Consider the following 11,055-nt stretch of genomic DNA (forward strand, 5'->3'; position numbering starts at 1 on the left):
TACGATTATGGATAATATGTTTTTAAATGCATGTAAAAATGCGCAAAAAGGAGTGATTCAAGCCTTTCTGAAAAAGGGAGGCATTAATGTCGACAAGCGCGATGCGCTGGGTAATACTCCTTTATATTACGTCAGTAATAAAGGAGCGAGGGATGTAGTTAAACTGATCATAGATGCAGGAGCAGATGTTAATCTGGCGAATAACATAGGCGAAAGCCCCTTGCACTGTGCCGCCCGAAATGGAAATAAAGACGTGATTAAGTTGCTTGCAGATGCCGGGGCGGATCTGAATGCGGGAAACAACCAGGGACAGACACCTGTATTCTACGCAGTACTGGCTCATAAAACGGAAACGGCATTGTTTTTTATCTCACTCGGTGCTGATACCACGCTAAAAGATAATGCCGGCTATAGTATCCTGGATCATGCTACCGCCAATGGAATGAGAGATCTGGTTACTGCCTTGTCTTCAAATGGCGTCTCGCAAAAAGACGATCATGGTAATACCCCCTTGCATCAGGCCGTCTATAATAATCAGAGTGAAACGGTAATAGCGCTGCTAAAATCAGGATCTCTGAATGTAAACGACTTAAATAATGATGGTGTAAGCCCACTTATCCTGGCTGTCAATAATTCGAATATGCACCTCGCCGAGATTCTGATTAAAAGTGGGGCAGATGTAAACCAGCATGTATTAAGTGGTAATTCAGCCCTGCATTATGCTGCCGGAATCGGAAATCATCATCTTGGGAAAATGCTGCTTAATGCCGGCGCAGATATTAACTCCCGCAACAGTTACAGCGAAACCCCTCTTATCGTGGCTGCCCTTTGCGGACATAATGATTTCACAGCGATGCTCATCGAACAGAATGCTGACGTAAAAGCCGTGAATAATGATGGGCGCAGTGCGCTTGACTTCGCGAGCGAGAAAGGTTATACAGAGATCGTGGAGCAACTTCTGATGGCCGGAGATTAGCAGATCTTTCCCATCGGCGGATAAAACGATTTATGATGAATGAAGGTGAATCAGCCACACCTTCATTCATCAATATGATGCCGTCATTCGTTTTTTAGTGAAGACATATCTATTACGAAACGATATTTAACATCGCCCTTTAACAGTCTTTCGTAAGCTTCGTTGATCTGGCTAATGCCGATCATCTCAACGTCCGCAGTAATGCCATGTTTGCCGCAAAAATCCAGCATCTCCTGGGTCTCGGCAATGCCGCCGATCAGGGAGCCTGAAAAGCTTTTGCGTCCCAAAATGAGACTGAAAGCAGCCACAGGCAAGGGTTGCTCGGGAGCGCCAACTAGGGCAAGTGATCCGTCGACCCGAAGAAGACTAAGAAACGCATTTACATCATGATCCGCAGATACCGCATCGAGGATGAAATGAAGTTTGCCACGCTGGGCTTCCATTTGCGCCGGGTCTTTCGATAATACCACCTCATCCGCACCAAGACGCATTGCTTCAGCAAATTTCGATTCTGAAGTGGTGAATGCCACCACATGTGCACCCATCGCCTTCGCAATTTTGATACCCATGTGGCCGAGGCCGCCGATACCCACTATGCCTACTTTTTTTCCTGGCCCTACATTCCAGTGGCGAAGCGGGGAATAAGTCGTAATCCCGGCGCACAGCAGCGGCGCAGTCGCTGCCAGGTCCAGGTTGCCGGGAATCCGCAGTACAAAACTTTCGTCGACGACAATTTTCTCTGAATATCCCCCGAACGTCTGGCTGCCGAGGTGTTTGTCTGGAGAGTTATACGTTTGAATATTACCCTCTACGCAAAACTGTTCCAGCCCCTCTTTACAGTACTCACACTCTCTGCATGAATCTACCATACAACCTACACCCACTACATCGCCGACTTTAAACTTTATTACGTGATCGCCCACTCTTTTGATTCTTCCCACAATTTCATGGCCCGGCACACAGGGGTAGGCCGTAAAATGCCATTCATTTCTTGCTGTGTGCAGATCTGAATGGCAAACGCCGCAGTATAAAATTTCAATCTCCACGTCATGGGGCGTTGCTTCTCTGCGTGGAATAGTCATTTGGTTTAAAGGTGCTTCGGCTGCTTCTGTGCCGTACGCTTTAACAATTGTTGTATTCATCTGCTTTATTTAAATCTTGTGAAAGAAAGCTTTCCTTATCCAAAGGAAATCAACCTGTTGTTAAACAGACCTGCACGTCTTTTGTGATCGGTACAGCTCAAAATATTCAGCAGCAGGACTTCGTTAAAAATTCACCGTTTTCAAGAGCAATTTCGTTGCCCCATGCCGCTATAGCTTCCAGGACCGGAATAAAGCTTTTACCCAGAGCGGTCAGACTGTAAATAACCTTCAGAGGAGGTTTCTCTCCAAAGGACCTTCTCAAAACCAGTCCATCACTCTCCAATTGTTTCAGCTGTAAACTCAGTGTCATTTCAGTGACGGAGGGCATTTCTTTACGCAGTTCATTGTATCTTTTTTCGCCGCTCATCAAATGATACAGTATCACGGCTTTCCACTTTCCCCCCACTAAATCCATTGTGAGACTAACTGTACAGGGGTAAGTTTTTCCTTTAAGTTTTACCAGGTCACCAATGCATTCTGTTTTCATCTTAATTTTTTTTAACCTATCGGATTTGATGGTTATTGCAAATGCAATTTGCTAAAAATAGCTTTACAACTAAAATAATTATAGTATAAATTCAGATAGAATAGTATGGCATTAATCATTTTAGCACATCCCGGAATTGACAGATCTTTCGCAAACAAAACCATCATAGAAGAATTATCTGTGGGCATCCCGGATATTGAAATAAGGAATATTGCAGAATTATATCCTGATTACAAGATCATTGCCAGGGCCGAACAGGAGGTATTGCTGAAACATCAGACGATCATATTTCAATATCCCTTTTACTGGTATAATATGCCCGCTATTTTAAAGCACTGGTTCGATGTAGTATTTGAGTATCAGTTTGCTTATGGCTCAAAAGGAGATAAGCTTAAAGGAAAGCATTTCGTACCGAGCTTTACTGTCGGGGCCCCTGAAAAAGAATACTATACATTGGGTGAACATCACTTTCGTGTGGACGAGTTTTGTAAAAACCTGGAGCAGACAGCCTATTATGCACAAATGAATTATATCAGGCCTGTTTATTTCCATGGCACTTCCCTGGCAGCAGGTTATTCGGAGAATGAGGTGAGAGACCGCGCGAAAGATCATGCCCGGCGTCTGATCGCTTTAATTGAATCTTTGCAACAGTAAGATAAGTCCGGCATATTGTTATAAACAGGATGTGCCCCAATATCGGCGCCGTTGGAGGTGCCGGCGAAACAATTCAGCCGGATTAATTATTAAGCAGAATATGGATTCAAATAATAATAAATCTGTTCTACTAAAAGCCAATACTTTTGTTACTGAAGGCAACAACGAGGGATTTCTGTCTTTCTGCACAGATGATGTAATTTGGGAATTTGTGGGCGACCGGATATTACGGGGTAAGGATGCCGTTCGGGAGTATATGAAAGAGGCATATGTCGAGCCGCCCAGGTTCGAAGTCGAAAATCTGATCTCGGAAGGTGATTTTGTTACCGCTATAGGAAAGATCAGCATGAAAAATGAAAGCGGAAACTTAATCGACTATTCTTACTGCGATGTCTGGCAATTTCGCGACGGAAAGATGGCCTCATTAAAAGCTTTCGTAATCAGCATTTGATACAGACAATAAGCCTGAGCCTGTCAAAAGATACTATCTGCTATCTTTTGACAGGTTAAACTAACGAAACTCTCCAAAGTGCCAGAGTATACCGGAGGGATCGTGCAAAAAGCATTCTCTTCCCCATGATTCATCTCTTATTGGAGAAACTCTCGCACCCGCATATTTGCCGGGAAGGTTCATGTCTGATAATTTTTGAAAATAGAAGCCAACATCCTCAACTTCGACAAAAATCATGGTGTTGTCTATCCAGTCCTTCACGTAAGCATTTTGCAGGTAAAACGCCAGCTTACCCGTTTCAAAAAGAGACATTGCCGGAGAAATTATGGTTTCCTGAAAACCCAGCGTCCGGTAAAAATCCCTGGATAACTCAAAGTCTTTTGCGCCGATAAAAGGGCGGATCGATATAGCACGATGTTCCATTTGAAGATAAATGATCAATAAGTATTGTCTCAAATGTAAATATTTGATCCCGTTGATTTCACGCAGTGTTAAATTTTAACAGTATCAAATTGTATCCGATTTGAATTCCTGATTTATTAAAGTATATTTAACAACCAATTAACACACCAACAGCACCTTTGAATGCGATATGAACGCTCATCACTCAGAAGACATCCAATTGCTCGAGCGTATTAAGGCCGGGGAGTCACAGGCTTTTGACCTTTTGTTTTTAAAGTACTATTCGAATCTGATGCGTTTCGGTAAATCGCTTTTACCCTATCCCTCAGATGCAGCGGAGGATGTGGTACTGGAGGTATTTCACAAATTCTGGCAGAATCGTAAAACGATTATCGTACATACTTCTCTTTCTGCATTATTGTACAAGGCAGTTAAAAACCATATTTATGATCACCATCGCAAATACAGGTCAGTTTTGTTCGCCGTTATAGAAGACGTTCATACAGAATTAAACACTGATTACGCAACACCCGATCAGATTCTGAATCTTAAAGAGCTATCTGAAGAACTTGAACGCCTGATTAAGAAGCTGCCGGAAAAAATGCAGGTGATCTTTCGCATGAGCAGGGAAGATAGCCTTACTTACCAGGAGATCGCTGATATTCTGGAAATTTCTGTCAACTCGGTTAAGACCCAAATGTACCGGGCTATCAAATTCCTGAAAGAGAGTTATCGCTTTGATAATTCACCCCTCTGAAAAAAATATTATTCTCTTGTCATGATATAGTTTCTGTTTTACGTCTTAAGCGTAAAATAGTCGAATTGAAAGAACAAGAGCTTTACCTGCTGATCACAAGATATCTCTCCAATCAAACAAGCACAGAAGAAAATGAAGAACTGGCTGACTGGATTGCTGCAGATAAAAGGAATGAACAGACATTTGAAGAGGTAAAAAGGGTATGGTTAGGACATAAACGACCTGTTGACACAGAAAGCTTGCGTGCTCTGGCTAAACTTCATGCTAAAATATCTTTAGACGAACGGAAATCAGGTTTCTTAAAGATTCGTCTTTACGACATTTACTCATTGTCGGCTGCTGCCTTAATCATATTACTCGTTGCCGGATGGTTTACTTACCGCCAGCTCAGTATGCCCGTGCAATTAGAATACCAGACCGTGACCACATTGTCAGGCCAAAAGAAACAGTTTACTCTGGAAGATGGCACCAGGGTAATGCTCGGCCCGGAAAGTACCTTTTCCTATCCTGGCTCCCTTAAAAAAGGCCGGCGCACGGTATCCATAGATGGAGAGGCTTATTTCGAGGTAAGTAAAAAGCCGCATCAGCCTTTTATTGTGCAAACCTCTTCATTGACTGTCCAGGTATTAGGCACTCACTTCAATATAAACGCAGGCAAAAACCATACTCTTAGTACTGTATCACTCCTTGAAGGTAAGGTAAAAGTGAAAGTCAGAGAACAGGTGAATGAAGACTACCTCTTAAAGCCTGGTGAGGAATTGTCTTTCAACCGGGTTAATCATCAGATATTTCAGCGCTCCCTTGATTCTGCGAGCGTTTTAGGCTGGCTAAATAATATATTGATCTTTAAAAACGAAGAATTAGGCTTAGTCGTACCAAGGATCGAAAAAATGTACGGCGTCAGGATAATCCTTGGCGATCAGGCTACCGCTGATACCCGTCTATATGCAAAATTTGATAATCTGCCGGTCTCAGAAGTGATGAAATCCATCTGTTCTTCTGGTATGCTGACATACCGGCAGGATGGCAATAAAATTTACATAAACTTAAAAGCTGAAAAGAAAAAAGACAAACACAACCATTAAGCCATGCCAGGCATTGGCTTAAAAGAAAACCGGCATTTCGCAGGTGCCGGTTTAATCGCTATTAAATTGTTGGATCTATTAACGAATTTGCTAATTTATGAAAAAAAAGATTTACCCTGCATCTTTAATTTTGCAGTGGCGTAGGGTATCTGCTGTTGCACTGCTTTTTCTTAGCTTCCAGTTTGCATTCGCTGAAAGTTATAAAGAAAAGGATCTCGAAATCTCAAAAACCAGGTGTTCCCTTAACGTGGTCAATATGCCCTTAAGTGACGTACTTGGCATCTTGCAAAAACAAACGAAATTTACTTTTCTTTGTGTTGACAATACCAATTTACTGTTCAAAAAGGTAAACCTTAAAGTAAGCGGTAAGAGCCTGAATTTGGTCTTAGATGCGATAAGCAAAGAGCTTGACTTCATCTACCGGCAATCCGGCAACCAAATCTCTATTGAGGCTGCGCCTCCGAACGCATCGTTAAATGCTGTTCCCCAAATAATAAAGGGACGCGTAACCGATGAAAAGAAAGAAAGCCTCCCGGGAGTATCTGTTTTAATCAAAGGAAAAAATAATGGCACAATCACCAATCAGGATGGCGATTTTTCAATAAAAGCGAGCACAGGTGATATCCTGGTTTTTAGCTTTATTGGCTTTCAGTCCAAAGAAGTTACAGTAGGCAGTACTGACAAGTATGTTGTTGTATTAGAGGCAAATGCAAAAAGTCTGTCTGAAGTTGTAGTAACTGCGCTGGGGATCAGGAAGGAGAAAGCCAAACTGGGGTATGCGGTACAGGAAGTACAGGGAGAAAACCTGATAAAAGCCCGTGAACCCAACCTTGTGAATTCACTTACCGGACGGGTTGCTGGTCTGAATATCAAAACTTCTACCGATCTGTTCCAGGATCCGGGTATTTCGCTGCGTGGACGTAAACCGCTGATTGTCGTTGATGGTATCCCGGATCAGACAGCTGATTTGTACAGGGTAAATGCTGACGATGTTGAAAGTGTAACGGTCCTTAAAGGGGCGAATGCTTCTGCATTGTATGGTTCGATAGGAGGGAATGGTGCAATCATGATCACTACGAAGCGGGGAAAAGGCAAAACACTGAGTGTTGAGCTGAATTCTTCGACACAAATACAGCCGAGCTTTATCCGTATTCCAAAGGTACAAACAGAATATGGTGCGGGTAACAATGGCCAATACACTTATGTAAACGGCTCAGGCGGTGGGGCGGAAGGTTCGGGCTGGATCTGGGGCCCTAAACTTGATCAGCCTGATCCGACTACACCCAGCGGTTATTTTGAAACTCCTCAGTTTAATAGCCCCATGGACCCGGTGACCGGAAAGAGAATTCCTATTCCATTTATTTCAAGAGGTAAAAATAATGTGAAGGATTTCTTTAATACAGGCCTCATATCCACTAATAATATCAGTATCATGCAAAGTTCAGATAAGGGTTCTTTTCGCGCATCTGCAGCTCACATTTATCAAAAAGGTATCGTGCCGAACACTGATTTAAATAACAGTTCCTTTAGTGTATCTGGTAACTACAAGTTGTCTGACGCACTGACGATGGACGCGAGGTTAACTTATAATCGCCAGTATACCGATAATTTTCCGGAGGTTGGTTACGGACCTACGAACTATTTATACAACCTGGTCCTCTGGACCGGCGCAGATGTCAGCGTTAAAGATCTGAGAGATTACTGGGTCGAAGGTCAGGAAGGTTTCCAGCAGCGTAATTACAATACTTCCTATTATAACAATCCCTATTTCCAGGCGTATGAATACCTGCGGGGCTATGATAAGGACAATACCTTCGGGTCGCTTAACCTGTCATATAAGATAAGTCCGGATTTTTCTGTACAATTCAGGAACGGAATCAACTCTTATGGCCTCAATCGTACATACAAGGAACCCAAGAGCTATATAGGCTACGGGAAAAAGTCGCTGGGACAATTCACCATTGAAACGGGGAATTACTTCGACATCAATACTGACCTGGTAGCTGATTATAACCACACATTTACCGAAAAGTTTAAGATCCATGCGCAAGTTGGAGGTTCTAATTATTATCGTAATCAAAAATATGGAAAAGCAAACACCGATGGTCTTATCCGACCGGGTTTTTATAACCTGAGTAATTCCATAAACCCGGTCGAAGCTACCAATGGCCTCGAAGAGCGAAGAACAAGCAGCGTTTACAGTGTACTGGAACTGGAGTTTCTAAACTCTGTTTACGTAACCGCAACTGGTAGAAATGATATCATTTCTACCCTGCCGATTTCCAATAACAGCTTCTTTTATCCTTCGTTAAACACATCAGTAATCATTTCCCAACTTCTGCGTTTACCTGCATCAATCTCCTATCTGAAAGTAAGAGGAGGATGGTCAAGAGTATCGAGCGGAACACTTAGAGACGCTCAATATACATACGACTATCTGCCAACTTTCAGCAAAGGAGTTATCTGGAACAGCAGCCCCTCATTAACATATGGCGACGTCCTGTTGAGTAAAGAACTGAATCCCCAAACCTCCGATAGCTGGGAAATTGGTTTGGATACCAGGTTGTTTGACAACCGGATAGGCGTGGAAGCAACGTATTTCCAAACGCGTGATTTTAATAATATTGCGGAGATTCCTATGTCGGTGGCTAGTGCATACAATACTCAGCTTGTTAATGGTAACGTATTTCAGCGAAAAGGGTTGGAATTCGTGCTATCCGGTTCGCCTGTTCGTCATGAGCAATTCAGATGGGATGTTTCTGTGAACCTGGCAAGGTACCTCCGCTATCTAACAGATATTTATGGAGATGCACCAACGCTAAATAACTTAAAGCCAGGTGATCGTGTGGATATGATATGGGGCTCCGTGTATCAGAAAGATCCGGACGGAAACATTATCTATGGAAGTAATGGCTTTCCCGTTACTGATGACTTTGCCAGGCCTTTAGGTTACAGGGATCCAGACTGGATCTATGGTATGGAGAATACCTTCAGCTACAAAAAGCTCTCTTTCAGGTTCCTTGTTGATGGACGCATTGGCGGCAAGATGTTCTCAACCACAAATCAAAAAATGTGGTGGGGAGGGACTCATCCGGGCACTGTCAACCAATACCGGGAGGATGCCAATGCTAAAAAAGCAACTTATGTCGGCCCCGGCGTAGTGGTAACCGGCGGACAGGTGACTTATGATGCAGATGGCAATATCACCAGTGATACCCGCACATTTGCGCCGAATACAAAGGCGGTCAATTACATTGACTATATGACGACCACCAGCAACGGAGCAAATAACGATTACAACTATTTCTCTCAAACCTTTCTCAAACTCAGGGAAGTAACACTAACCTGGCAATTGCCTGGTCAATGGCTTGCTAAGAGTTTTATAAAAGATGTAAATGTATCGGCAGTTGGCCGAAACCTCCTTCTCTTTTCCAAAATGCCCAACGTCGATCCGGATCCCGCTGCAGATAACCTGCAAACTCCATCAACGCGATCCTTCGGCTTAAATCTTAATGTGAAATTTTAAATCTCTGATTTTATGAAAAAGGTTTTTATCATACTATTAGGCGTTTTAGTCATACAATCGGGCTGTAAGAAATTTAGTGAATTTCAGGTTGATCCTAATAAAACAACCATAGCTACTCCTGATCTGTTGTTGAATTCAATAGAACAAAGCGCCTTCCAGTCATCGGATATAACAGCGGCCATTGCCTGCCGCCAAATGATTTATTCAGACGCAGTCAATCTCAGCCAGTATTACGGATGGTCGAGAGCAGGATTCGGCGCCTACAATAATCTGCGTCTCGTGCTTAAAATGGAACAGGCAGCAACCGCACAGAACAAACCGGAGTATATTCCGCTTGCCCGTTTTTTCAGGGCCTGGTTTTTTCTGCAGCTTACTCAAACTTTTGGCGATATTCCATACAGCCAAGCATTGAAAGGAGATGAAGGTTTAGGTACCCCTGTTTATGATAACCAGGAAGATATCTACCTGGATATTCTGAATGAATTAAAAGAAGCCAATGGAGAAATTACATCCGGCACAACAGCTGTTAAGGGTGATATCGTTTACAATGGCAATATGCGGCAGTGGAAACAAGCTATTAACGCTTTGTCTCTGCGCGTATTAATGAGTTTGTCGCTAAAGGAGAACGACAACGAGATCAATGTAAAAAAGCGTTTTGCAGAAATTGTAAGCTCTCCGTCTGATTATCCTCTTTTTACAGGTAATGGAGATAACGCTGCTTTGAAGTTTTATGACTTACAAGGTAATCGCTATCCGTATTTTAACAATAACGATATGCAGACCACCAACTACATGGAAGAGACTTTTGTTGATCTCCTGAAATCACTGAAGGATGTCCGGTTGTTCAGCTTTGCAGATAAAGCGCCGAAGTTTGCTTCGCTGCCCGTCACTGATTTTAATGCCTATGGCGGTACAAGAGGCAGTGCAGCTGTAAACGAAAACAAAACGCGGGTGCTTGCTGGTGAGGTATCCAAGATCAATCCGAGATTTTATACCAATCCCACAAACGAACCAAGCATTGCACTAGGGTACGCTGAGCAGCAGTTTATTTTAGCGGAAGGTGTGGTAAGGGGCTGGATAACAGGAAACGCCAGCGATTATTATGAAAAGGGGATAGGCGCTTCTATGAGCTTTTATAAAATTGACCAGGCAGCAATTGATACTTACCTGGCTCAGAATACTGTGAAACTTTCAACAGGTAATCCTATACAACAGATTATCACACAGAAATACATCGCATCATTTTTCAACAGCGGCTGGCAACCCTTTTATGAACAGCGGAGAACAGGTTTTCCAGTATTTGACGTTTCAGGTTCAGGTATGCTGAATGACAAGAAGATACCCAAGCGGTGGATGTATCCCGAAACTGAGTTACAGCGTAACCAGCAACATGTTACAGAGGCTATCAGCCGGCAATATCCCGATGGCGATAATATCAACGCTGTTATGTGGCTGATAAAGCCCTGAATTTTTATCCTGCCTGCATTCGTGCGGGCCGGATATTTTTTATCTTCGTTGCGACATAAAAGCAACCAACACACACAATCCAATTAATACATAATGAACCGATTTGTC

At 42.9% G+C, this 11,055-nt stretch carries 10 protein-coding genes; 7 read left to right on the top strand and 3 right to left on the bottom strand.

All coding sequences use genetic code 11. The features are described from left to right. Positions 1 to 7: 7 nt before the first annotated feature. Complete coding sequence (locus DDR33_RS06820; protein ID WP_109415022.1) at positions 8 to 976, top strand: ankyrin repeat domain-containing protein; 969 nt, start codon at positions 8 to 10, stop codon at positions 974 to 976. Positions 977 to 1,059: 83 nt separating this feature from the next. Here the strand turns inward: DDR33_RS06820 and DDR33_RS06825 are convergent, their stop codons facing one another. Both DDR33_RS06825 and DDR33_RS06830 read right to left on the bottom strand, forming a co-directional pair. Continuing rightward, on the bottom strand, positions 1,060 to 2,058 hold the full coding sequence (locus tag DDR33_RS06825) for an NAD(P)-dependent alcohol dehydrogenase (RefSeq protein ID WP_238387699.1): 999 nt from the start codon (positions 2,056 to 2,058) through the stop codon (positions 1,060 to 1,062). A 166-nt stretch (positions 2,059 to 2,224) separates the two neighbouring features. Beyond that, positions 2,225 to 2,605 carry a winged helix-turn-helix transcriptional regulator gene (locus tag DDR33_RS06830; protein WP_109415024.1) on the bottom strand — a complete coding sequence of 127 codons (381 nt, stop codon included), beginning with the start codon at positions 2,603 to 2,605 and terminating at the stop codon, positions 2,225 to 2,227. A gap of 105 nt (positions 2,606 to 2,710) precedes the next feature. Here DDR33_RS06830 and DDR33_RS06835 point away from each other — a divergent pair, with 105 nt between their 5' ends. Both DDR33_RS06835 and DDR33_RS06840 read left to right on the top strand, forming a co-directional pair. After that, entirely contained in the window at positions 2,711 to 3,259 is a 549-nt protein-coding gene (locus DDR33_RS06835; protein ID WP_109415025.1) for an NAD(P)H-dependent oxidoreductase, read from the top strand. 100 nt (positions 3,260 to 3,359) lie between these two features. Then, entirely contained in the window at positions 3,360 to 3,710 is a 351-nt protein-coding gene (locus DDR33_RS06840) for a nuclear transport factor 2 family protein (RefSeq protein WP_109415026.1), read from the top strand. 60 nt (positions 3,711 to 3,770) lie between these two features. On the opposite strand, the gene DDR33_RS06845 is transcribed toward DDR33_RS06840, so the two are convergent. Continuing rightward, positions 3,771 to 4,166, bottom strand: coding sequence for a VOC family protein (locus DDR33_RS06845; protein ID WP_317047422.1), 396 nt, complete (start codon positions 4,164 to 4,166; stop codon positions 3,771 to 3,773). Between the two features lie 136 nt (positions 4,167 to 4,302). Between DDR33_RS06845 and DDR33_RS06850 the strand changes: the two genes are divergently transcribed. The 4 genes from DDR33_RS06850 (at position 4,303) to DDR33_RS06865 (ending at position 10,947) form a co-directional block, all read left to right on the top strand. Beyond that, positions 4,303 to 4,869, top strand: a complete 567-nt coding sequence (locus DDR33_RS06850; RefSeq protein WP_109415028.1) for an RNA polymerase sigma factor — start codon at positions 4,303 to 4,305, stop codon at positions 4,867 to 4,869. Positions 4,870 to 4,934: 65 nt separating this feature from the next. Next, positions 4,935 to 5,954: a FecR family protein gene (locus DDR33_RS06855; RefSeq protein ID WP_109415029.1), complete on the top strand. Its 1,020-nt coding sequence runs from the start codon at positions 4,935 to 4,937 to the stop codon at positions 5,952 to 5,954. Between the two features lie 97 nt (positions 5,955 to 6,051). Then, positions 6,052 to 9,480 (top strand): SusC/RagA family TonB-linked outer membrane protein, encoded by a 3,429-nt coding sequence (locus DDR33_RS06860; RefSeq protein ID WP_109415030.1) that lies wholly within the window; start codon positions 6,052 to 6,054, stop codon positions 9,478 to 9,480. A 12-nt stretch (positions 9,481 to 9,492) separates the two neighbouring features. Next, positions 9,493 to 10,947, top strand: coding sequence for a SusD/RagB family nutrient-binding outer membrane lipoprotein (locus DDR33_RS06865; protein ID WP_109415031.1), 1,455 nt, complete (start codon positions 9,493 to 9,495; stop codon positions 10,945 to 10,947). The last annotated feature ends 108 nt before the right edge of the window (positions 10,948 to 11,055 follow it).

Origin of the sequence: Pararcticibacter amylolyticus (assembly GCF_003130405.1) — a bacterium.
GTDB classification, from domain to species: Bacteria; Bacteroidota; Bacteroidia; order Sphingobacteriales; family Sphingobacteriaceae; genus Arcticibacter; species Arcticibacter amylolyticus.